24 protein-coding genes are annotated in these 20477 nt (G+C 59.3%); 6 read left to right on the top strand and 18 right to left on the bottom strand.

The window, feature by feature from the left end; genetic code table 11:
• Positions 1–97 precede the first annotated feature (97 nt).
• From fusA to fkpA, 8 genes are all read right to left on the bottom strand, one after another.
• Positions 98–2212 carry an elongation factor G gene (gene fusA / locus B3229_RS04185; protein WP_033752983.1) on the bottom strand — a complete coding sequence of 705 codons (2115 nt, stop codon included), beginning with the start codon at positions 2210–2212 and terminating at the stop codon, positions 98–100.
• Between the two features lie 93 nt (positions 2213–2305).
• Positions 2306–2776, bottom strand: a complete 471-nt coding sequence (gene rpsG, locus B3229_RS04180) for a 30S ribosomal protein S7 (RefSeq protein WP_013510774.1) — start codon at positions 2774–2776, stop codon at positions 2306–2308.
• Between the two features lie 96 nt (positions 2777–2872).
• Positions 2873–3247, bottom strand: coding sequence for a 30S ribosomal protein S12 (rpsL, locus tag B3229_RS04175; protein WP_003852912.1), 375 nt, complete (start codon positions 3245–3247; stop codon positions 2873–2875).
• Between the two features lie 123 nt (positions 3248–3370).
• Positions 3371–3658 carry a sulfurtransferase complex subunit TusB gene (gene tusB / locus B3229_RS04170; RefSeq protein ID WP_033752993.1) on the bottom strand — a complete coding sequence of 96 codons (288 nt, stop codon included), beginning with the start codon at positions 3656–3658 and terminating at the stop codon, positions 3371–3373.
• 9 nt (positions 3659–3667) lie between these two features.
• Entirely contained in the window at positions 3668–4027 is a 360-nt protein-coding gene (gene tusC / locus B3229_RS04165) for a sulfurtransferase complex subunit TusC (protein WP_033752995.1), read from the bottom strand.
• The gene (gene tusD, locus B3229_RS04160; protein ID WP_033752997.1) at positions 4027–4413 is read right to left on the bottom strand and encodes a sulfurtransferase complex subunit TusD; all 387 of its coding nucleotides are present in this window, start codon (positions 4411–4413) and stop codon (positions 4027–4029) included. The genes tusC and tusD overlap by 1 nt, the downstream gene beginning before the upstream one ends.
• Positions 4413–5135, bottom strand: a complete 723-nt coding sequence (locus tag B3229_RS04155; protein WP_033752999.1) for a helix-turn-helix transcriptional regulator — start codon at positions 5133–5135, stop codon at positions 4413–4415. The genes tusD and B3229_RS04155 overlap by 1 nt, the downstream gene beginning before the upstream one ends.
• A gap of 165 nt (positions 5136–5300) precedes the next feature.
• The gene (gene fkpA, locus B3229_RS04150) at positions 5301–6128 is read right to left on the bottom strand and encodes an FKBP-type peptidyl-prolyl cis-trans isomerase (RefSeq protein ID WP_033792554.1); all 828 of its coding nucleotides are present in this window, start codon (positions 6126–6128) and stop codon (positions 5301–5303) included.
• Between the two features lie 280 nt (positions 6129–6408).
• On the opposite strand from fkpA, the gene B3229_RS04145 reads away from it, so the two are divergent.
• A complete protein-coding gene (locus B3229_RS04145) occupies positions 6409–6627 on the top strand; it encodes a SlyX family protein (RefSeq protein WP_033753004.1) in 219 nt (72 codons plus the stop codon).
• A 191-nt stretch (positions 6628–6818) separates the two neighbouring features.
• Here the strand turns inward: B3229_RS04145 and slyD are convergent, their stop codons facing one another.
• The 4 genes from slyD to kefG form a co-directional block, all read right to left on the bottom strand.
• A complete protein-coding gene (slyD, locus tag B3229_RS04140) occupies positions 6819–7370 on the bottom strand; it encodes a peptidylprolyl isomerase (RefSeq protein WP_286868896.1) in 552 nt (183 codons plus the stop codon).
• Between the two features lie 193 nt (positions 7371–7563).
• Positions 7564–7758 carry a YheV family putative zinc ribbon protein gene (locus B3229_RS04135; RefSeq protein ID WP_033753007.1) on the bottom strand — a complete coding sequence of 65 codons (195 nt, stop codon included), beginning with the start codon at positions 7756–7758 and terminating at the stop codon, positions 7564–7566.
• A gap of 20 nt (positions 7759–7778) precedes the next feature.
• Positions 7779–9584, bottom strand: a complete 1806-nt coding sequence (gene kefB, locus B3229_RS04130) for a glutathione-regulated potassium-efflux system protein KefB (RefSeq protein ID WP_286868894.1) — start codon at positions 9582–9584, stop codon at positions 7779–7781.
• Complete coding sequence (gene kefG / locus B3229_RS04125; RefSeq protein ID WP_048784953.1) at positions 9584–10135, bottom strand: glutathione-regulated potassium-efflux system ancillary protein KefG; 552 nt, start codon at positions 10133–10135, stop codon at positions 9584–9586. The genes kefB and kefG overlap by 1 nt, the downstream gene beginning before the upstream one ends.
• Before the next feature lie 113 nt (positions 10136–10248).
• On the opposite strand from kefG, the gene B3229_RS04120 reads away from it, so the two are divergent.
• Positions 10249–12153 (top strand): ABC transporter ATP-binding protein, encoded by a 1905-nt coding sequence (locus B3229_RS04120; RefSeq protein WP_048784955.1) that lies wholly within the window; start codon positions 10249–10251, stop codon positions 12151–12153.
• Positions 12154–12237: 84 nt separating this feature from the next.
• Here the strand turns inward: B3229_RS04120 and tauD are convergent, their stop codons facing one another.
• Genes tauD through tauA form a run of 4 tightly spaced genes read right to left on the bottom strand, consistent with a single transcriptional unit; the run spans position 12238 to position 15656 of the window.
• Positions 12238–13077 carry a taurine dioxygenase gene (gene tauD / locus B3229_RS04115; RefSeq protein ID WP_286868890.1) on the bottom strand — a complete coding sequence of 280 codons (840 nt, stop codon included), beginning with the start codon at positions 13075–13077 and terminating at the stop codon, positions 12238–12240.
• The gene (gene tauC / locus B3229_RS04110; RefSeq protein ID WP_084886155.1) at positions 13074–13901 is read right to left on the bottom strand and encodes a taurine ABC transporter permease TauC; all 828 of its coding nucleotides are present in this window, start codon (positions 13899–13901) and stop codon (positions 13074–13076) included. The genes tauD and tauC overlap by 4 nt, the downstream gene beginning before the upstream one ends.
• A complete protein-coding gene (tauB, locus tag B3229_RS04105) occupies positions 13898–14665 on the bottom strand; it encodes a taurine ABC transporter ATP-binding subunit (RefSeq protein ID WP_048784962.1) in 768 nt (255 codons plus the stop codon). The genes tauC and tauB overlap by 4 nt, the downstream gene beginning before the upstream one ends.
• A 10-nt stretch (positions 14666–14675) precedes the next feature.
• A complete protein-coding gene (tauA, locus tag B3229_RS04100; RefSeq protein ID WP_193390094.1) occupies positions 14676–15656 on the bottom strand; it encodes a taurine ABC transporter substrate-binding protein in 981 nt (326 codons plus the stop codon).
• Between the two features lie 237 nt (positions 15657–15893).
• On the opposite strand from tauA, the gene B3229_RS04095 reads away from it, so the two are divergent.
• Positions 15894–16874: a LacI family DNA-binding transcriptional regulator gene (locus tag B3229_RS04095; protein ID WP_048784966.1), complete on the top strand. Its 981-nt coding sequence runs from the start codon at positions 15894–15896 to the stop codon at positions 16872–16874.
• Position 16875: 1 nt separating this feature from the next.
• Here B3229_RS04095 and B3229_RS04090 read toward each other — a convergent pair whose 3' ends face one another.
• Entirely contained in the window at positions 16876–17478 is a 603-nt protein-coding gene (locus tag B3229_RS04090) for a LysE family translocator (protein ID WP_048784967.1), read from the bottom strand.
• Positions 17479–17535: 57 nt separating this feature from the next.
• On the opposite strand from B3229_RS04090, the gene B3229_RS04085 reads away from it, so the two are divergent.
• The 3 genes from B3229_RS04085 (at position 17536) to B3229_RS04075 (ending at position 19698) form a co-directional block, all read left to right on the top strand.
• A complete protein-coding gene (locus B3229_RS04085; RefSeq protein ID WP_376747159.1) occupies positions 17536–18552 on the top strand; it encodes a hydrolase in 1017 nt (338 codons plus the stop codon).
• On the top strand, positions 18549–18767 hold the full coding sequence (locus B3229_RS04080; RefSeq protein ID WP_033753035.1) for a YheU family protein: 219 nt from the start codon (positions 18549–18551) through the stop codon (positions 18765–18767). The genes B3229_RS04085 and B3229_RS04080 overlap by 4 nt, the downstream gene beginning before the upstream one ends.
• Positions 18768–18828: 61 nt before the next feature.
• A complete protein-coding gene (locus tag B3229_RS04075) occupies positions 18829–19698 on the top strand; it encodes a phosphoribulokinase (protein WP_048784971.1) in 870 nt (289 codons plus the stop codon).
• 168 nt (positions 19699–19866) lie between these two features.
• Here B3229_RS04075 and B3229_RS04070 read toward each other — a convergent pair whose 3' ends face one another.
• Positions 19867–20271 carry an OsmC family protein gene (locus B3229_RS04070; protein ID WP_033753042.1) on the bottom strand — a complete coding sequence of 135 codons (405 nt, stop codon included), beginning with the start codon at positions 20269–20271 and terminating at the stop codon, positions 19867–19869.
• Positions 20272–20477 lie beyond the last annotated feature (206 nt).

Here is a 20477-nt window from a genome sequence, read left to right as displayed (position 1 = left end):
GTTACGTTGAAATTGCTCTTTCGCCATGGCGATAATCCTTACTGTTATGCCTTCATCATTGATGAAGGCATCTGTTCACAATTTTTAAACCGTAGCCTTATTTGCTACGAGCTTCAATAACGGCCTGAGCGACGTTGTTCGGCGCATCATCGTACTTCAGGAACTCCATGGAGTAAGAAGCACGGCCTTTAGTCAGAGAACGCAACTGCGTCGCGTATCCGAACATTTCAGACAGCGGAACTTCAGCGTGAATCTGAACGCCGGTAGCGTTAGATTCCTGCCCTTTCAGCATACCACGACGACGGCTAAGGTCACCGATGACGTCACCGGTGTTCTCTTCCGGAGTCTCTACTTCAACCTTCATGATCGGCTCAAGCAGTACTGGCTGTGCTTTCTTAAAGCCATCTTTGAAGGCGATAGAAGCGGCCAGTTTAAACGCCAGCTCTGAGGAGTCCACGTCATGGTAAGAACCGAAGTGCAGACGCACGCCCAGATCAACAACCGGATAACCTGCCAGCGGGCCAGATTTCAGCTGTTCCTGGATGCCTTTGTCAACCGCAGGGATGTATTCGCCAGGAATCACACCACCTTTGATATCGTTGACAAATTCGTAGCCTTTCGGGTTTGAACCCGGCTCCAGCGGGTACATGTCGATAACAACATGACCATACTGACCGCGACCACCAGACTGCTTGGCGTGTTTACCTTCGATGTCGGTAACTTTAGAGCGAATCGCTTCGCGGTAAGCAACCTGCGGTTTGCCCACGTTCGCTTCAACGTTGAATTCGCGCTTCATGCGGTCAACGATGATGTCGAGGTGCAGCTCACCCATACCGGCGATGATGGTCTGGTTAGACTCTTCGTCAGTCCATACGCGGAATGACGGGTCTTCTTTAGCCAGACGGCCCAGAGCCAGACCCATTTTTTCTTGGTCAGCTTTGGTTTTCGGCTCAACGGCGATAGAGATTACCGGCTCCGGGAACTCCATACGTTCCAGGATAATCGGGTTGCTCGGGTCACACAGGGTGTCACCGGTGATCACGTCTTTCAGACCGATCGCAGCCGCGATGTCGCCCGCGCGAACTTCGCTGATCTCTTCACGTTTGTTGGCGTGCATCTGTACGATACGGCCGAAACGCTCACGTGCGGATTTCACGGAGTTCAGTACGGTGTCACCTGAGTTAACCACGCCAGAGTAAACGCGGAAGAAGGTCAGGTTGCCCACGAACGGGTCGTTGGCGATTTTGAACGCCAGCGCAGAGAACGGCTCGCTGTCGTCAGCGTGACGCTCAGCAGGCGTGTCTTTACCGTCGTCCAGCATACCGTTGATCGCAGGAACGTCAGTCGGTGCCGGCAGGTATTCAACCACGGCATCCAGCATTGCCTGAACACCTTTGTTCTTGAACGCAGAACCACAGGTAACCAGGATGATTTCGTTGCGCAGTACGCGCTGACGCAGAGCGGTTTTGATCTCTTCTTCGCTCAGCTCTTCGCCGCTGAAGAATTTCTCCATCAGCTCTTCAGAAGCTTCTGCTGCCGCTTCGATCAGCTTGCCGCGCCACTCTTCAGCCAGTTCCTGCATGTCGGCCGGGATATCTTCGTAAACGAAGGTAACGCCCTGGTCGGCATCGTTCCAGTTGATGGCTTTCATTTTGATCAGGTCAACAACGCCGGTGAAGTTCTCTTCAGCGCCGATAGCCAGCTGCAGCGGAACCGGAGTCGCGCCCAGACGGGATTCAATCTGACCAACAACTTTCAGGAAGTTCGCGCCCATACGGTCCATTTTGTTAACGAACGCGATACGCGGAACTTTATATTTGTTTGCCTGACGCCATACGGTCTCAGACTGCGGCTGCACGCCACCTACAGCACAGTAAACCATTACTGCGCCATCGAGCACACGCATTGAACGTTCTACTTCGATGGTGAAGTCAACGTGTCCAGGGGTGTCGATGATGTTGATACGGTGCGGCTCAAACTGCTTAGCCATACCGGACCAGAATGCGGTGGTCGCTGCAGACGTGATGGTGATACCACGCTCCTGCTCCTGCGCCATCCAGTCCATGGTCGCTGCGCCATCGTGTACTTCACCGATTTTGTGGTTAACACCGGTGTAGAACAGGATGCGCTCGGTCGTCGTGGTTTTACCGGCGTCGATGTGTGCGCTGATACCAATGTTACGGTAGCGCGCAATGGGTGTTGTACGAGCCATTTGATTCCTCTGATTCTCGGACGTTCAAAATTAGTCGAACCCAGCGGGTTAGCATTTTGCACGCCCGCTGGTTTAACAACAACTACGTGGCGATTACCAGCGGTAGTGAGCGAACGCCTTGTTGGCTTCTGCCATGCGGTGAACGTCTTCACGTTTCTTAACTGCAGTACCTTTGTTTTCTGCAGCGTCAGAAAGTTCGTTCGCCAGGCGGAGAGCCATAGATTTATCACCGCGTTTACGAGCAGCTTCTACGATCCAGCGCATTGCCAGAGCATTACGACGAACCGGACGGACTTCTACTGGTACCTGATAGGTAGAACCACCAACGCGACGTGACTTAACTTCGACAGTCGGACGTACGTTTTCGAGAGCTACTTCAAAGGCTTCCAGCTCGTTTTTACCAGAACGCTGAGCCAGGGTCTCAAGCGCAGTATAAACGATTGATTCAGCAGTAGATTTTTTACCATCTACCATCAGGATATTTACAAATTTGGCCAGCAGCTCTGATCCGAACTTAGGATCCGGCAGGATTTTACGCTGACCAATGACGCGACGACGTGGCATGGAAATACTCCGTTGTTAATTCAGGATTGTCCAAAACTCTACGAGTTTAGTTTGACATTTAAGTTAAAACGTTTGGCCTTACTTAACGGAGAACCATTAAGCCTTTGGCTTCTTCACGCCGTACTTGGAGCGAGCCTGCTTACGGTCTTTAACACCTGAGCAGTCCAGCGCGCCACGAACGGTGTGGTAACGCACACCTGGCAGGTCTTTAACACGACCGCCACGGATCAGGATCACGGAGTGTTCCTGCAGGTTATGACCTTCACCGCCGATATAGGAGGTAACTTCAAAACCGTTAGTCAGACGAACACGGCAAACTTTACGCAGTGCGGAGTTCGGTTTTTTCGGAGTGGTGGTGTACACACGGGTACAAACACCACGTTTTTGCGGGCAAGCTTCCAGCGCAGGCACGTTGCTCTTTGCAACTTTGCGTACGCGTGGTTTGCGAACCAGCTGGTTAACTGTTGCCATTAAATAGCTCCTGGATTTGCTTTTGCTTCGTAAACACGTAATAAATCGCCCCGTATAACTACGAGGACGCAGAATTTTAGGGCTGAGCCCATAGGGTGTCAAGAAATAACCAGGCTTTACGCATTACCAGGTCATTTGCTGCCGATGTTTTTCAGTGAGCGCGACGAAACCAGTATAGTCCACCGGCCTTATCTTGGCTGAAATTTGACCAGCAAGGCCGCGCGCGATCACGTCTTCCGTCAGCACCCACAGCGTTGCGGGCGACGTCAGCAAGCGGCTCAACGCGCTGCTACCTTCCAGCGCGCCCAGCACGCCATCCTGCAGCAGCAGTAAATCGTCCTCTGCCGTCAGCAAGAGCAGCAGCGTGTCGAGGTCGCTGTAATAAGGTGAATGCATCAGGGTGTGCAGCATAACGCGCTCTTAAAAGGTGATGATGCGATCGTAGGTCGCCAGCTGCTGCCGCAGCGCCGCCGCATCCAGAATGCCGACATCCATTACGCGCGCGCCCTCTTCCGCCAGGCCGCGTTCGCGCAGCGCTTCGCGGCTGATATAGCACTGCTCGATATCATACAGCGCCAGCACGCCAAACGTGGCGGCATGATTGCGCGCGAGGATCTTCTCCGGCTGCTGGTCAGGCATAAGCTGCAGAACGCCGTCGCCGATAAAGAACAGCCCTATCGACTCGCTCAGCGCGCCAGTGGCCAGGGCGGCGTCGAGTCCCTCGCGGCCAGCGCTGCTGCCGTGCGGCGCGCGGGTAAACACAAAAGCGACGCGATTCATTAAAACTGCACCAGTCGATCGCAGCCGAGGGCGGCTTCCGCCAGCGCGCCCAGGCCGCTGAGTTCAAATCCGGGCTGTAGATTGCTGCCCGCCAGCTGCAGTCGCTCCGCCTCCTGCGCGTCGGTGACGCCGCGGCGCAGCGCGGCGGCCACGCAGATATTCAGCGCCACGCCTTGCTCCTGATGCAGCTCCAGCCAGGCGCGCACGATATCCGCTTCATCGCTGGCTGGCGCGGTGAGCTCATTGGCGTTCAGCACGCCCTCGCGATAGAAAAAAACGCTCTGCAGCTGATGACCAGCGGCCAGCAGCGCGCGGGCGAACAGCAAGGCGCTGCTCGCCTGCTGCGTACCGTAGGCCGGACCGGTCACCAGCAGGGTGTAGCGCATCAGCGCTCCTGTCCCTGGAAATCGCCGTTCTTGAACTGGCGAATATAGAGATAGACGGTGTGCTTAGAGATATTGAGGCGATCCGCGACCTGATTGATAGCGTCTTTGATATCGAAGATGCCCTTCTCATAGAGATTCAGCACGATTTGACGATTCTTGGCGTTGTTAGAGACATTGCGATCGGCGCTCACCTCTTCGATGGTGAACTCCAGCGTTTGCGTCACCAGATCTTCCACCGAGCTGGCGAAGTTCACGTTTGAATCGACCTGGTGCATCTCCGGCGGCATAAAGGTCGACATAATCTGCGAAAACGGCACATCCAGGTTCATGTTGATGCACAACAGTCCAATGACGCGCTGCTGCCGGTTGCGTATCGCGATAGTGACCGACTTCATCAGCACGCCGCTTTTGGCACGGGTGAAATAGGCGCGAGAAACGTTGCTGTCCGCGCCGTGCATATCATGCAGCATGCGCAGCGCCAGATCGGTAATCGGCGAGCCCACTTTACGGCCGGTATGCTCACCGTTGGCGATGCGTACCGCCGAACACTTTAGATCTTCCAGCGAATGCAGCACGATTTCGCAGTGCGAACCAATCAGCATCGCCAGGCCGTCGACCACCGCCTCATAGGATCGGAGGATATCGTAGTCCGTCTGCTCGAAGGGACGCTGCTCCAGTAAATCGAAGTCGCTCAGTTCGCCGGGATTGAATGGATTTGACATCGAAGACATTACCCTAAATGGCTGGAGCCTGTCTCAGCGCAGCGGGCAGACTCTTTTTATTGGGAAAGTTATGCAGAGGATAGTCTGGCAAATGTCGCACGCTTATGCCAGAGCTTTGTCGCAGGCTGGAAATGAAACCGCCGCCCGAAGGCGGCGGCAAACAGATTATTGAGATTTCTTCGCGTCGGCGGCTGGCGCCTGCGCTTTCTCGTCTGCTTTAGGCGCCGGCTTGATGTCGAGCAATTCAACATCGAACACCAGCGTCGAGTTAGCCGGAATACCCGGCACGCCGTTTTTGCCGTAGGCGAGCTGCGGCGGGATTACCAGCTTGATTTTACCGCCTTTCTTCACGTGCTTCAGACCTTCAGTCCAGCCCGGGATGACGCCGTCGAGACGGAAAGAGAGCGGCTCGCCGCGCGTATAGGAGTTATCGAACTCGGTGCCGTCGATCAGGGTGCCTTTGTAGTTCACGACAACGGTATCGCTGTCTTTCGGCGCGTCGCCGCTGCCTTCTTTCTCTACTTTATACAGCAGACCGGATTCGGTTTTCTTCACGCCGCTCTCTTTGGCGAACTTGTCGGCGAAAGCGGTGCCTTTATCGGCGTTCTCTTTCGCGTCTTTTTCCATCTTCGCCTGGGCAGCGCCTTTCACGCGGCCTTCAAAGGCCTGCAGGGTCTGCTCGATCTCTTGATCGGAGAGTTTGCTCTTGCCGCCAAACGCATCCTGAACGCCAGCGATCAGCTGATCTTTGTCCAGCTTGATGCCCAGTTTCTCCTGTTCCTTCAGGGAGTTGTCCATGTAGCGACCCAGCGAGGCGCCCAGAGCATAGGCTGATTGCTGGTCTTCATTTTTGAAGGCCGCATTTTTCGGCGCCTGCGGTGCCGCATCGCTCGCAGCAGGCGCTGCGGTCGCTTCGGCTGCCATTGCCAGCGGCGCGTTCAGCGCGATGGCCATGGTGGTGGCTAACATTGTGACTTTAAACAGTGATTTCATCCTTTCTCCAAAACCGAAGCGTCTCACCTCGGGAATTATTGCGGACTAAAGCTCCACACTATAACTGTACGCGGCAGCGGCGAACACTCCCGCAGCGTAATTACCCGGTTCTCCTCCGACCTTTTTTGCATCAGGAAGTTTCATCAGAGATGATGCTGCAAAAGGCGTTATTCAACCCTTTACAGGCGAGGCGGCAAAGAAATCGGGTGATTCTTACAGGGGAAGCCGTAGAATCAGCGCCTGATGCGAGATTCGCAGCGTCGTACTATAAGGAGAGGTCATGCAACAATCAGAGTGGGAACAACGGCTTGAAGCGCTGGAAAGCAAGCTGGCCTTTCAGGAGCTGACCATCGATCAGCTTAATCAGACGGTGGTGCAGCATGAGCTGGAAATGGCGAAAATGCGCGAGCAGCAGCGCCTGCTGCTGGATAAGCTGAAAGCGGCCGCGCCGTCGATGGTGGCGTCGCAGTCGGAAGAGACGCCGCCTCCGCATTACTGATATGTTCAGAATGGCTGCGCAGCAGCGATGCCGCGTTGCTGCGTCAGCCGGAGATGCTCACATACCGCGGTATGCTCCGCTCTCCCGCTTCCTGGCGCCTTGCCTCGCCGCTTGCTCGCGCATTCTTCGATCGCAAAATGAGCAAAAGAAAAGGCCACCGTCTGGTGGCCTTGTCATCTGTCTCGCACAGCTTAGTGGTTGCAGCCGCAACCGCCGTGGCTGCCGCAGCCGCCGTTGCCGTGATCGTGGTCATGATCGTGGTCATGGTCATGACCGTGCTCGCCGTGAACGTGGCCGTGCGCCAGCTCTTCCGGAGTCGCTTCGCGGATCGCGACGACTTCCACATTGAAGTTCAGGTTCTGACCCGCCAGCATGTGGTTGCCGTCAACCACGACGTGCTCGTCTTCCACTTCGGTGATTTCAACCGGAACCGGACCCTGATCGGTTTCCGCCAGGAAGCGCATGCCAACCTGCAGTTCGTCAACGCCCATAAAGACGTCTTTAGGTACGCGCTGCACCAGGTTGTCGTCGTACTGGCCGTATGCATCGTTAGCCGGAATATGCACGTCAAACTTGTCGCCGACATCGTGATTTTCCAGCGCTTTTTCCAGACCAGAAATCAGGGAACCATGACCGTGCAGATAGTCTAACGGCGCACTTACCGGCGACTCGTCAACCAACACACCATCTTCTGTACGTACCTGATAGGCCAGGCTCACCACCAGGTCTTTTGCTACTTTCATGATATCTCCTAACCGTTGAGAACTAAGATCCCGTCTCATTGGTCTATTCTTACGTGCAATAACACCAACCAGAAAGGTTCGGGGCTGAGATCGCCTCTTACGCGATGCGAGTAACCTCAGCGTTAGTGGCGCCGATTGTATCGGAATTCAATCCCGCTGTAAGTTTAAGCGTAAAAAAAGCTGCGCCATTTCGCTACTCGGGATGGAAAATACCGATCACTTGCTCCTGGCTGCGAACCTGATCGCGAACCTGCTTATCCGCCTCGCGCATCTGGTGTCCGCACTTCACGCACTCCACGACGTCAACGTTGTTTTCTCGCCACATCGCCAGCGTGTCTTTTTCCTGACAGTGCGGGCAAACCGCACCGGCAATAAATCTTTTACGCATAGTAGTTAACCTGTTTGCTGTTACTGATCTTCGTCCCAGTCGTCGATCTGTCGTCTCTCATGCTGCATCTCGCGCTGGAAAATATCCTCCAGCTCGCGCCGCGCCTCGCGCACGCGGGAGATCTGGGCGTTGTCCGTGTGATTCGGCATCAGCTCGCGCAGCATGCGCATATCGAGACGGCGGAAGTGCAGCTGCGCGCGCTGCGCCTGGTGCGGATGCATGCCGACCGAAATCAGCGCTTTGCGTCCCAGCTCCAGCGCGCTGGAGAAGGTTTCACGCGAAAACTGCGTGACGCCCGCCAGCAGCAACTCGTGCGCCTCGACGCGTCCGCGTGCCCGCGCCACGATCTCCAGCTGCGGAAAGTGCTGCTGACAGAGATGCACGATCGCCATGGTATCTTCCGGCTCGTTGCAGGTGATGACAATCGACTGCGCGCTGGCCGCGCCGGCGGCGCGCAGCAGCTCCAGCTCGGTGGCATCGCCATAGTAAACCTTGTAGCCGTACTTGCGCATCAGGCTGACTGCGCTGATATCGCGCTCCAGCACCGTGATCCTTTTATTATTGGCCATCAGCAGACGGCCCACCACCTGCCCCATTCGGCCGAAGCCCACCACAATGACCTGCGGCTGGTCATCCTCTACGAACGGCTTTTCGCCATCTTCGTCCACTTCATTAAAGCGCCGCGCCAGCAGCTTATCGATCGCCTGCATCAGCAGCGGCGTGGTCATCATCGACAGCGTGACCGTCACCAGCAGCAGCGGTAGCTGATCGCCAGCGAACAGGCGCGCCGACGAGGCGGCGGAAAAGAGTACAAAGGCGAATTCGCCGCCCTGGCTCAGCACGCCGGCGAACTGCTGACGCTCGGAGCTGCGCAGGCCATAGACCCGCGCCAGCACATAGAGCACCAGCGTCTTCACCGTGACCAGAATCAGCACGCCGAGCAGGATCTCCAGAATATGGGTATAGAGCACGCCGAGGTTGAGCGCCATGCCGACGGAGATAAAGAACAGCCCGAGCAGCAGCCCTTTAAAGGGATCGATAGCGACTTCCAGTTCGTGGCGGTACTCGCTTTCCGCCAGCAGAATGCCGGCGATAAAGGTGCCCAACGCCATCGACAGTCCGAGGGCGTCCATAAACAGCGCCGAGCCCAGCACCAGCAGCAGCGCGGCGGCGGTAAAGACCTCGCGCACGCCGGAGGCGGCGATAAAGCGGAAAATCGGCCGCAGCAGGTAGCGCCCGCCCACCAGCATGCCGGCGAACGCCAGCACCTTCATGCCGATCTTCATCCAGTCGATATTGCCGCTGTCGCTGCCCGCCAGCAGCGGCACCAGCGCCAGCGCCGGGATCACCGCCAGGTCCTGGAACAGCAGCACTGAAAAACCGAGCTGCCCCGCCTCGCTGCGGTTCATCCCTTTGTCGCGCATCAGCTGTAGCGCCATCGCGGTCGAGGACATAGCGAGGCCGATGCCGCCAATCACCGCGGCCTGCCAGCTAAAGTCGCTCAGCCACAGCAGCGCGCCGAGGATGCCGGCGGAGATCAGCACCTGCGCCGCGCCGACGCCGAAAATCGAACGCCGCAGCGCCCAGAGCTTCGACGGGTTCAGCTCCAGCCCGATGATAAACATCAGGAATACCACGCCCAGTTCCGAGAAGTGCAGGATCTCATCGACGTCGCTGATAAAGCCCAGTCCCCAGGGGCCGATAGCGATACCGGCCACCAGATAGCCCAGCACCGCGCCAATGCCGAGACGCGCGGCGATGGGCACAATCAGCACCGCCGCCACCAGATAGATCACGCCTGCGGTCAGCAGCGTTTGTCCTTCCATCAGAGACCTCCGTTGGGCAGCGGCGCGGCAAGCCATTCGCCATAGGCGCTGGCGAAATGGCTCATCACCTCTTTCGGCTGTCGCCGCGCCCAGTAAAGGATCATCGGCGTCATCCAGTGCATGCGGCACATCTGCGCGGTCAGTTCGAACGGGCGCATAATGTCCGACATGGAATAGCGGTTAAGGCCGTTCTGCTGATAGGCCGCCTCCGGCTCGCCGGTGGTGATCACGCTGCGCCAGTATTTGCCTTCCAGCGCGTTGCCGTCGACGCCGTTGGCGAAGCCGCGCGACAGCACGCGATCCAGCCACTCTTTCAGCAGCGCGGGACAGCTATAGGTATAAAGCGGATGCTGGAAAACGATCACCTGATGTTCGCGCAGCAGCTGCTGTTCATAGTGAATATCGATAAAAAAATCAGGATAGTGCGCGTACAGATCGTGTACGGTGACGTTCTCCTGTTTCTGCGCCGACTGCAGCAGGACCCGATTCGCTATCGACTCCTGCGTTTCCGGATGGGCGTAAAGCAGCAAAACTTTTGCTGGCTGCGACATAGTTATCCTCTTCCAAAGCGTCGTCATAGCGGCGCTTTTCCGCTACCATGCACGACGCGACACCCTCTAATTATGTGGTGGGTAAATTAACATATTCTGACGATACGGCGCTTATGATTGTCTTTTCTTCTCTGCAAATCCGCCGCGGCGTCCGCGTGCTGCTCGATAACGCTTCCGCCACCATCAATCCCGGTCAGAAAGTCGGCCTGGTGGGTAAAAACGGCTGCGGTAAATCGACCCTGCTGTCGCTGTTAAAAGGCGAGATCGCCAGCGACGCGGGCGGCGTGACCTTTCCCGGCAACTGGGCGCTGGCCTGGGTTAACCAGGAGACCCCGGCGCTGAGCAAACCGGCGCTGGAATACGTTATCGACGGCGATCGCGAATACCGCGAGCTTGAGGCGCAGCTGGCGGACGCCAACCAGCGTAACGACGGCAACGCCATCGCGCTGCTGCACGGCAAGCTGGACGCGATTCAGGCGTGGAGTATTCACGCCCGCGCCTCAAGCCTGTTGCACGGCCTCGGCTTTAGCCAGGAGCAGTTGAACCGTCCGGTGAGCGACTTCTCCGGCGGCTGGCGTATGCGCCTTAACCTTGCTCAGGCGCTGGTCTGCCGTTCAGATCTGCTGCTGCTTGACGAACCCACCAACCACCTCGATCTCGACGCGGTGATCTGGCTGGAACGCTGGCTGAAAAGCTACGAAGGCACGCTGATCCTGATCTCGCACGACCGCGACTTCCTCGATCCGGTAGTGGATAAGATCATCCATATCGAGCAGGAAAGCCTCTACGAGTACACCGGCAACTACAGCTCGTTCGAACGCCAGCGTGTCGCTAAGCTGGCGCAGCAGCAGGCGCTGTTTGAAAGCCAGCAGGAGAAAGTGGCGCACCTGCAAAGCTATATCGACCGCTTTCGCGCCAAGGCCTCAAAAGCGAAGCAGGCGCAGAGCCGCATTAAGATGCTGGAGCGCATGGAGATGATCGCGCCGGCGCACGTCGACAACCCCTTCAGCTTCAGCTTCCGCGCGCCGGAAAGTTTGCCCAACCCGCTGCTGAAGATGGAGAAAGTCACCGCAGGCTACGGCGAGCGCATTATTCTCGACGCTATCAAGCTCAATCTGGTGCCGGGCTCGCGCATCGGCCTGCTGGGCCGCAACGGCGCGGGCAAATCGACGCTGATTAAGCTGCTGGCAGGCGAACTGACTCCGCTCGACGGCGAAGTCGGGCTGGCGAAAGGCATTAAGCTGGGCTACTTCGCACAGCATCAGCTGGAGTATCTGCGCAGCGACGAGTCACCGCTGCAGCATCTGGCGCGCATCGCGCCGAAGGTGCTGGAGCAGCAGCTGCGCGACTATCTTGGCGGCTTCGGCTTCCAGGGCGACAAGGTCAGCGAAGTCACGGCGCGCTTCTCCGGCGGCGAAAAGGCGCGGCTGGTGCTGGCGCTGATCGTCTGGCAACGCCCTAACCTGCTGCTGCTCGACGAACCGACCAACCACCTCGATCTCGATATGCGCCAGGCGCTGACCGAAGCGCTGATCGATTTCGAAGGCGCGCTGGTGGTGGTCTCGCACGATCGTCATCTGCTGCGCGCCACCACCGACGATCTCTATCTGGTGCATGACGGCAAGGTCGATGTCTTCCCGGGCGATCTGGAGGATTATCAGCAGTGGCTGAGCGACCTGCAGAAACAGCAGGCGCAGGCGGACGCCGCGCCGAAGCAGGACAACGGCAATAGCGCGCAGGCGCGCAAAGATCAGAAGCGTCGTGAGGCTGAGCTGCGCACGCAGACGCAGCCGCTGCGCAAAGAGATCGAGAAGCTGGAGAAGCAGATGGCGAAATGGCAGAGCCAGCTCACCGAAGCGGAAAATCAGCTGGCCGACGGCGACATCTACGATCCATCCCGCAAAGCGGATCTGACCGCGGCGCTGCAGCGTCAGGCAGAGAGCAAAGCGGCGCTGGAAGAGGTGGAGATGGCGTGGCTGGATGCCCAGGAGCAGCTGGAGGCGATGCTCGCCTCCTGACTTTTCGCTTTTCGCGGACTTAAAACGATCGTACCGGAGCGAGACAAGGCGCCAGCCGCGCGGTCGCAGCCCGGTACGGACGTTTTAAAAAGGCCGATCCCCCAGCACCGTCGCCCGATGCATAATGCGCCTTGCCGGATAATAATCCGCATTCGCATAGTGCTGCGTCACGCGGTTATCCCAGATCGCCACGTCGTTCGGCTGCCAGCGCCAGCGCACCTGAAACTCCGGCTTAGTCGCATGCGCATAGAGCAGCTCCAGCACGGCGTGGCTCTCTTTCTCGCTCAGCTCGACAATGCGCGTGGTAAATCCCTCATTAACAAACAGCGCCTTGCGTCCGCTCACCGGATGGGTGCGGATCACCGGATGCTGCACCGGCGGATGCTTCGCCACCGCCTCTTGCCAGCGCTGATGCTCCTCTTCGCTTCGACGATATTTATACTCCTGGAACGACTTTTTGAAATCGTGCTCGGCATGCAATCCTTCCAGCAGGGTTTTGATCGGCGCCGACAGGGTCTCATACGCGGCGATGCCGCTCGCCCACAGGGTATCGCCGCCTGTCTCGGGCAGCAGCTTCGACGCCAGAATCGCCACCGCCGGCGGCGTATTGATAAAGGTCACGTCGGTGTGCCAGTTGTCGTTGTCCGGCGGATTATCCTGATGGGTATCCAGCACGATAATCTCCTCTACGCCTTCGGCATGCGGATAAACCGGATGGATATGCAGGTCGCCGAAGCGCGCCGCCAGCGCGCGCTGCTGGTGCGGCGTAACCGGCTGGTCGCGCAGAAACAGCACCTGATGGCGCAGCAGCGCGTGATAGAGCTGTTCAAACTGGGCGTCGCTGAGCGGCCGGGTTAAATCGAGATTCGCCACCTGCGCGCCAATGTAAGGGCCGAGCGCGGTAATGTTTAGCTTTTCGTTCATGATTGTTCTCCATTCCAGGGCGTCAGACGACGCTGCAGGGCGCGCAGCCCGAGTTCTAAGGTAAAGGCAATCAGCGCGATAACCGCGATGCCCGCCAGCACGACGTCAGTCGCCAGAAATTCGCCGGCGGACTGCACCATAAAGCCGAGCCCGCGCGTCGCGGCGATCAGCTCCGCCGCCACCAGCGTCGACCAGCCGACGCCAAGGCCGATGCGCAGACCGGTCAGGATCTCCGGCAGCGCGCCAGGCAGGATCACCCAGCGCAGCAGCTGCCAGCGGCTGGCGCCCAGCGACTGCGCGGCGCGGATGCGCACCTGCTGCGTATTGCGCACGCCCGCCAGAGTCGAGAGCGTGACCGGCGCAAAAATTGCCAGATAGATCAACAGGATTTTGGAGGTCTCGCCGATGCCGAACCAGATCACCATCAGCGGCAGATAGGCGAGCGGCGGCACGGGACGGTAGAGCTCAATCAACGGGTCGAGCAGGCCGCGCACCGCCGGGCTCAGGCCCATCGCGATGCCGACCGGAATACCGATGGCCGCTGCGGCGAACAGGGCGACCAGCATGCGCGTCAGGCTGGCGGCGAGATGCTGCCACAGCGTGGCGTCCATAAAGCCCTGCGGGCTGGCGATCAGCAGCAGCTTGCTCAGCACCTGCTGCGGCGCTGGCAGAAACAGCGGGCTAATCAGCCCCAGCGCCGTAATGCTCCACCAGATCAGCAGCAGCAGCGCCAGGCTCAGCAGGCTCAGGCTGAACGAACGGGAAAAAGGCCAGCGCAGGCGGCGACGCGCCGCCGTGGTTTTGTCGTTGATCACCGCGCTCATGCAAAGGCCTCCCGCTGCTCGAACACCCGGCTCAGCACATATTCGCGCTGCGCAATAAAGGCGGGATCGGATTTGATGGCGCGGCAGGGTTCGCCAGCGGCGAAGCGCTGACCGAAGTTAAGCTTCAGGCGCTCCACGATGCGGCCCGGCCCTGGCGAAAGCAGCAGCAGCTCGCTGGCGAGAAACACCGCCTCTTCGATATCGTGCGTGATAAGAAAAATTTGCTTGCCGCTGTCGCGCCACAGGGTCAGCAGCAGGGTCTGCATTTGCTCGCGGGTAAAGGCGTCCAGCGCGCCGAAAGGCTCGTCGAGCAGCAGCAGCTGCGGATCCGCCGCCAGCGCGCGGGCGATGCCGACGCGCTGGCGCTGGCCGCCGGAGAGCTGCCAGATGGGACGGTTCTCCGCCCCTTCCAGCCCCACCTTCTTAATCAGCCGCCGTGCGATAGCGTTGCGCTCGCCGCGCGCCATTCCTGCAAGCTGCAAACCGAACGCGACATTGTCCAGCACGTTGCGCCACGGCAGCAGCCCTTCATGCTGAAACACCACGCCGCGTTCCGCGCCCGGCCCGCTGATGGTTTTCCCCTCCAGCGTGATGCTGCCGGACTCGACCGGCAAAAAGCCGGCGATCAGGTTCAGCAGCGTGGTTTTGCCGCAGCCCGACGGGCCGAGCGCCACCAGCAGTTCGCCTTTGTCCAGCTGCAGGTTGATATCCTGCAGCGCGGGTCGTCCGTCATAACGCGCGTTGAGATGAGCGATGCGCAGCATGGGGTTCTCCTTACTGTTTCGCCAGCGGCTCAACAAAGCGGGTGGTGACGAAGTCGCTGTAGTCGGCGTTCGCCTGCGGCACTTTGCCCTGCTCTTTCAGGAAATGCGCCGTATCGACGATGGCTTTATTTACCGGCTTGCCCAGCTGTTCTACCTGCTGCTGCGCCGTGAGATAGGTATTGCCCTTCACCAGATCCGGCACCTGCGCCTCCGGCACGCCGCTCAGGCGCGAAAGCTTGCTCAGGTTATCCGGCTGCTTGAGCCACCCGTCGGGGTTATCGATATAGGGTTTCTGCGCTTCGAGGGCGCTGCGGGCGAAGGCGGTCACTACCTCAGGATGCGCTTTCGCGAAATCTTTGCGCACCACCCAGACGTCGAGCGTCGGCGATCCCCACTGCCCAACCTGGGAAGAATCGGTCAGCACCTTGCCGTCTTTCTCCAGCTGGTTGACGGCGGGCGCCCAGACGTAGGCACCGTCGATATCTCCGCGCTGCCAGGCGGCGATAATCGCGGGCGGCTGCAGGTTCACCAGCTGCACCTCGGTCGGCTTGATGCCCCAGTGCTTCAGCGCCGCCAGCAGGCTGTAGTGGGTGGTGGAAATAAAGGGCACGGCGATGCGCTTGCCGATCAGATCTTTCGGGCCGCTAATGCTTTTCTTCACTACCAGCGCCTCGGAGTTGCCGAGCTGGGACGCCAGTAAAAAGGCCTCGATCGGCAGCTGCTGCGTGGCGGCCACCGCCAGCGGGCTGGAGCCGATATTGCCGATCTGCACGTCGCCCGACGCCAGCGCGCGCAGCACGCCCGCTCCGCTGTCGAACTTACGCCAGTCGACGGTCGCGCCGCTCTCTTTGGCGAAGGTGTTGTCCGCCTGCGCGACTTTGGCCGGTTCGGCGGAGGTCTGATACGCCACCGTCACGTTGACGGCCTGCGCCTGAAAGACCAGCAGCGAAAGCGCTGCGGCCAGAATCGTTAAGGGTCTTTTTACTGCCATGATGTCGCACTCCGCCGGGATCTGATGATGGGCGCAGTGTCGCCAGCGACGATGATTTCATAAAGGAATTAAAAATTATTCTTAATAAACAGATGTTCTTAGATCATGATCGGCAAAGCTGATGCGAAATCTGGCAATGGACACCCCACTATTCAGACAAAATGGCAGGCGCTCACATTGCCGCTGTGCTATTGATAAGGCTCTACGGTAAACCGACGAAAAAAGGGTTGCGGCAACATGTCCATCGAGAAGGTCGCGCTGCTGGCGGGCGTATCAAAAGCAACGGTATCCCGCGTGCTTAACGATCATCCAGGGGTGAAAGCAGATACGCGCGATCGGGTGCTGGCGGCGATCTCCGCCAGCGACTATCAGCCTAATCTGCTGGCGCGCCAGCTGCGCACCGCCCAGAGCCATATGCTGCTGGTGCTGATCTCTGATATCACGAATCCTTTCTGCTCGCGCGTGGTGCAGGGCATCGAAGCGGAAGCAGAGGCGCAGGGCTACCATATTCTGCTCTGCAACTCCGCCTCGCAGCTGCGGCGAGAATCCGCCTATCTCGGCCTGCTGACCGGCAAAGTGGTGGATGGCGTCATCACTATGGATGCGGCGTCGGCGTTGCAGGATATCGCCGCTCTTATCGGCGACGCGCCCTGGGTGCAGTGCGCGGAATACGATCCCGCTATACCGGCCTCTTCCGTCGCTATCGACAATCGCGACGCGGCGCAGGAGACGGTGCGCTATCTGGCGGGCAAAGGCCGCCGCCGTATCGGGCTGGTGAACAGCGATATGCGCTACCTCTATTCACACCAGCGGGAGGCGGGCTATCGCGCAGGGCTGGATCAGCTGGCGCTGTCGTGGCGTGGCGTGGCTTATGCAGAGGAGATTTCATGCGAGGCGGGCAGCCAGGCGCTGCGCCAGCTTTTGCAGCAGCCCGAACCGCCGGATGCGGTGCTCGCGGTATCGGACGTGCTGGCGGTGGGCGTGGTGCACGCCGCGCGTGAGGCGGGCCTGCGCGTGCCGGAGGATCTCGCCGTCGTCGGCTTTGACGGCATTCCCTTCACCAGCAGCCTCAACCCGCCGCTCACCACCGTCGAGCAGCCGATGTATCAGCTGGGCGCGCGCAGCGTGCAGCTTTTACTGCAGCGCATTCGCCGTCCGGCGTCGCCCGTCGTGCGCGAAGTGCTGCCGTGGAGGCGCGTTGAGCGCGCCTCCAGCTAGCTCAGCGCCAAATCAGCAGCACGCAGGCGGCGGTCAGCAGGCCCATCGCCAGGTTAAAAATCGTCCAGGCGCGGCGGCTGCGTAGAATGCGGCCGATCATCGCGCCGAAGCCGATCCAGATAATGCCCGCCACCAGGTTAACCAGGAACATGCCGAAGCTAATGGCCGTCACCGAGTGCAGATAGGCGGAGCCGGCAAGGCTGAAGCTGGCGATCGCGCCCAGCGCCATCAGCCAGGCTTTCGGATTGATCAGCTGCAGCAGTCCGCCCTGCCAGAACGGCATCGGTTTCGGCGGCGCGTCGCCGGTTTCCAGCTCTTCATAGGCGGCGGTGGCGATTTTCCACGCCAGCCAGAGCAGATAGAGACTACCGGCAATCTTCAGAAAGAGGTGCAGCGCGGGATAGAGCAGGATCAGGCTGCCGACGCCGAACGCCACCATTAGCAGCATCAGCTGCATACCGATCATAATGCCGATCATAAGCGGCACAGTACGCCAGAAGCCGAAATTGGCGCCGGACGCGGTGAGTAACATATTATTAGGGCCTGGCGTGATAGCAGCGACCCAGAGAAAACCTAACATTGAGAAAAACAGGCTCAGTTCCATGAACGGGTGCTCCTCACCCCAGACTCACAACAAACCTAACGAAGCTAACAGTGTGATATGGATCCGACAAGTGCTGGCGACATGAATTTTACTCCTGACGCAGCGGCGAGCTTTATGCCGCCGCGCGCCCTGCGCAATCCGCATCTGCAGACGGTGCTGCCGCGTCTGGTGCGCCGTCGTCTGCTGCTGCGTCCGCACTGGCAGCGCCTCGACCTGCCGGACGGCGACTTCGTCGATCTCGCCTGGAGCGAAGATCCGCAGCTGGCGAGCCATAAGCCGCGCGTGGTGCTGTTTCACGGTCTGGAGGGCAACTTCCACAGCCCTTACGCTCACGGGCTGATGCACGCCTGCCAGCGTCAGGGCTGGCTTGGCGTGGTGATGCACTTTCGCGGCTGCGGCGGCGAGCCGAATCGCCTGCATCGCATCTATCACTCCGGCGAAACCGAAGACGCCGCCTTTTTTCTGCGCTGGCTGAAAACGCGCTGGGGCGATGTGCCGACCGCTGCGGTCGGCGTCTCGCTGGGCGGCAATATGCTGGGCTGCCTGCTCGGCAGGCTGGGCGACGCCGCGCCGCTCGACGCCGGCGTCATCGTCTCGGCGCCGCTGCTGCTGGAGCCGTGCAGCCTGAAGCTGGAACAGGGCTTTTCGCGCTTTTATCAGCGCTATCTGCTCGACCAGCTAAAAAAGAACGCCGAGCGCAAGCTCCTCGCCTGGCCGGGAACGCTGCCGGTGGATCTGCCGCAGCTCAGGGCGCTGCGTCGCCTGCGCGACTTCGACGACGCCATTACCGCCCGCGCCCACGGCTTTCTTGACGCGGGCGACTACTACCGTCGCGCCAGCGCCATGCCGCTGCTGAAAAATGTGCGTAAGCCCTTGCTGATCATTCACGCGAAAGACGATCCTTTTATGACTGACGAGGTGATCCCGCAGCCGGATCGGCTCTCAGCCAGTACCACCTATCAACTCACGCCGCATGGCGGACACGTTGGCTTTGTCGGCGGCACGCTGCGTCAACCGCAGATGTGGCTCGAGCAGCGTGTGCCGCAGTGGCTTACACAGTGGCTATCATCATGATTATTCCCTGGCAACAGCTCGATCCCGATACCCTTACCAACCTGATCGAAGCCTTTGTGCTGCGTGAAGGCACCGACTATGGCGAGCAGGAGCGCAGCCTGGCGCAAAAGGTGGCCGACGTGCGCCGCCAGCTGGAGCGCGGCGACGTGGTGCTGGTCTGGTCGGAACTGCATGAAACCATCAATATCATGCCGCGCAGCGAATTCCGCGGCTGATGCGTCGAGGCGCTTTTCGTGTTAACAATGCTCATCGCCCGACTTCACAGGGAGCTTTTCCATGTCAGCACGACACCCGATTATTGCGGTAACCGGCTCCAGCGGCGCCGGCACCACCACCACCAGCCTGGCGTTTCGGAAAATTTTCCAGCAGCTCAGTCTGCACGCCGCCGAGCTGGAAGGCGACAGCTTCCACCGCTATACGCGGCCGGAAATGGATATGGCTATCCGCAAGGCGCGCGATTTAGGGCGCCACGTCAGCTATTTCGGCCCGGAAGCCAACGACTTCGGCCTGCTGGAGCAGACCTTTATCGACTACGGCAATGCGGGCAAAGGCCAGTCGCGCAAATATCTGCACACCTACGACGAAGCGGTGCCCTGGAACCAGGTGCCGGGCACCTTTACGCCGTGGCAGCCGCTGCCGGAAAATACCGACGTGCTGTTTTACGAGGGGCTGCATGGCGGCGTCGTCACGCAGCAGCATAACGTGGCGGAGAAGGTCGATCTGCTGGTGGGCGTGGTGCCGATCGTCAACCTGGAGTGGATCCAGAAGCTGGTGCGCGACACCGGCGAGCGCGGCCACTCGCGCGAGGCGGTGATGGACTCGGTGGTGCGCTCGATGGAGGATTACATCAACTTCATCACGCCGCAGTTCTCGCGCACCCACATTAACTTCCAGCGCGTTCCGACCGTCGATACCTCGAACCCGTTCGCCGCGCGCGAAATTCCGTCGCTGGACGAGAGCTTCGTGGTCATTCACTTTCGCGGGCTGGAGAATATCGACTTTCCCTATCTGCTGGCGATGCTGCAGGGCTCATTTATTTCGCACATCAATACGCTGGTGGTGCCGGGCGGCAAGATGGGGCTGGCGATGGAGCTGATTATGGCGCCGCTGGTGCAGCGGCTGATGGAAGGCAAACAGATCGCCTGACCAAACAATGAGTAGACGGCTCATAAGCGTAAAACGCGGGCGAGATGGGCAGAAGAGCAAAGCGTCCCGCGACAGGGATGTCGCGGGCCGAGCGAGCATGGATGCCTTGAGCGACTTTGCGATCGGCCCCTCTCACCCGCGTGAGCACCTTGCCAAAAAGTTTATGTTTTACAGCGCGACCACTTCATAGCTATGGGTCATCTCTACGCCTTTGCCCAGCATTAACGCCACCGAACAGTACTTCTCCGCCGAGAGATCCACCGCGCGCGCGACCGCTTTATCGCTCAGCGCCTTGCCGGTGACCACGAAATGCAGATTAATATGGGTAAACAGGCGCGGCGCCTCTTCGCGACGCTCCGAGGTCAGCTTCACCTCGCAGTCCACCACATCGTTGCGGCCTTTTTGCAAAATAGAGACCACGTCGATGGCGCTACAGCCGCCCGCAGCCATCAGCACCATCTCCATCGGACTGGGCGCTTTATCGCCGGAGTTGCCGTCCATCAGGATCTGATGTCCCGACGCCGACTCGCCGAGAAAGGTTAATCCTTCGACCCACTTCACTCTTGCCTGCATGTTTCCACCTCGAGAATAGCCCGTTTGCCGCCAGAGTACGCGTTCACCTGGCAAACAGCAATCCAGAGTAATCCCCCCTTTGCTGAAGCGAGACAACAGAAGACAGTCGGCAAAAGCTGTGCTACAAACAGTGCTGAAAATAGTTCGTTCTGTTAGGGACGAAGACGGGACACATCAAGCGCCTGGCGCAAAATAAGGCCCGAATA

Source organism: Pantoea sp. UBA5035, from assembly GCF_002415245.1.
In the GTDB taxonomy this organism is placed as follows: Bacteria; Pseudomonadota; Gammaproteobacteria; order Enterobacterales; family Enterobacteriaceae; genus Pantoea; species Pantoea septica.
This window is presented reverse-complemented; position numbering and strand designations above follow the sequence as displayed.

What these genes read in the sequence shown, in the direction of transcription:
- fusA (WP_033752983.1), bottom strand. Translation starts at nt 2,212, where the DNA reads ATGGCTCGTACAACACCCATTGCGCGCTACCGTAACATTGGTATCAGC.
- rpsG (WP_013510774.1), bottom strand. Translation starts at nt 2,776, where the DNA reads ATGCCACGTCGTCGCGTCATTGGTCAGCGTAAAATCCTGCCGGATCCT.
- rpsL (WP_003852912.1), bottom strand. Translation starts at nt 3,247, where the DNA reads ATGGCAACAGTTAACCAGCTGGTTCGCAAACCACGCGTACGCAAAGTT.
- tusB (WP_033752993.1), bottom strand. Translation starts at nt 3,658, where the DNA reads ATGCTGCACACCCTGATGCATTCACCTTATTACAGCGACCTCGACACG.
- tusC (WP_033752995.1), bottom strand. Translation starts at nt 4,027, where the DNA reads ATGAATCGCGTCGCTTTTGTGTTTACCCGCGCGCCGCACGGCAGCAGC.
- tusD (WP_033752997.1), bottom strand. Translation starts at nt 4,413, where the DNA reads ATGCGCTACACCCTGCTGGTGACCGGTCCGGCCTACGGTACGCAGCAG.
- B3229_RS04155 (WP_033752999.1), bottom strand. Translation starts at nt 5,135, where the DNA reads ATGTCAAATCCATTCAATCCCGGCGAACTGAGCGACTTCGATTTACTG.
- fkpA (WP_033792554.1), bottom strand. Translation starts at nt 6,128, where the DNA reads ATGAAATCACTGTTTAAAGTCACAATGTTAGCCACCACCATGGCCATC.
- B3229_RS04145 (WP_033753004.1), top strand. Translation starts at nt 6,409, where the DNA reads ATGCAACAATCAGAGTGGGAACAACGGCTTGAAGCGCTGGAAAGCAAG.
- slyD (WP_286868896.1), bottom strand. Translation starts at nt 7,370, where the DNA reads ATGAAAGTAGCAAAAGACCTGGTGGTGAGCCTGGCCTATCAGGTACGT.
- B3229_RS04135 (WP_033753007.1), bottom strand. Translation starts at nt 7,758, where the DNA reads ATGCGTAAAAGATTTATTGCCGGTGCGGTTTGCCCGCACTGTCAGGAA.
- kefB (WP_286868894.1), bottom strand. Translation starts at nt 9,584, where the DNA reads ATGGAAGGACAAACGCTGCTGACCGCAGGCGTGATCTATCTGGTGGCG.
- kefG (WP_048784953.1), bottom strand. Translation starts at nt 10,135, where the DNA reads ATGTCGCAGCCAGCAAAAGTTTTGCTGCTTTACGCCCATCCGGAAACG.
- B3229_RS04120 (WP_048784955.1), top strand. Translation starts at nt 10,249, where the DNA reads ATGATTGTCTTTTCTTCTCTGCAAATCCGCCGCGGCGTCCGCGTGCTG.
- tauD (WP_286868890.1), bottom strand. Translation starts at nt 13,077, where the DNA reads ATGAACGAAAAGCTAAACATTACCGCGCTCGGCCCTTACATTGGCGCG.
- tauC (WP_084886155.1), bottom strand. Translation starts at nt 13,901, where the DNA reads ATGAGCGCGGTGATCAACGACAAAACCACGGCGGCGCGTCGCCGCCTG.
- tauB (WP_048784962.1), bottom strand. Translation starts at nt 14,665, where the DNA reads ATGCTGCGCATCGCTCATCTCAACGCGCGTTATGACGGACGACCCGCG.
- tauA (WP_193390094.1), bottom strand. Translation starts at nt 15,656, where the DNA reads ATGGCAGTAAAAAGACCCTTAACGATTCTGGCCGCAGCGCTTTCGCTG.
- B3229_RS04095 (WP_048784966.1), top strand. Translation starts at nt 15,894, where the DNA reads ATGTCCATCGAGAAGGTCGCGCTGCTGGCGGGCGTATCAAAAGCAACG.
- B3229_RS04090 (WP_048784967.1), bottom strand. Translation starts at nt 17,478, where the DNA reads ATGGAACTGAGCCTGTTTTTCTCAATGTTAGGTTTTCTCTGGGTCGCT.
- B3229_RS04085 (WP_376747159.1), top strand. Translation starts at nt 17,536, where the DNA reads ATGGATCCGACAAGTGCTGGCGACATGAATTTTACTCCTGACGCAGCG.
- B3229_RS04080 (WP_033753035.1), top strand. Translation starts at nt 18,549, where the DNA reads ATGATTATTCCCTGGCAACAGCTCGATCCCGATACCCTTACCAACCTG.
- B3229_RS04075 (WP_048784971.1), top strand. Translation starts at nt 18,829, where the DNA reads ATGTCAGCACGACACCCGATTATTGCGGTAACCGGCTCCAGCGGCGCC.
- B3229_RS04070 (WP_033753042.1), bottom strand. Translation starts at nt 20,271, where the DNA reads ATGCAGGCAAGAGTGAAGTGGGTCGAAGGATTAACCTTTCTCGGCGAG.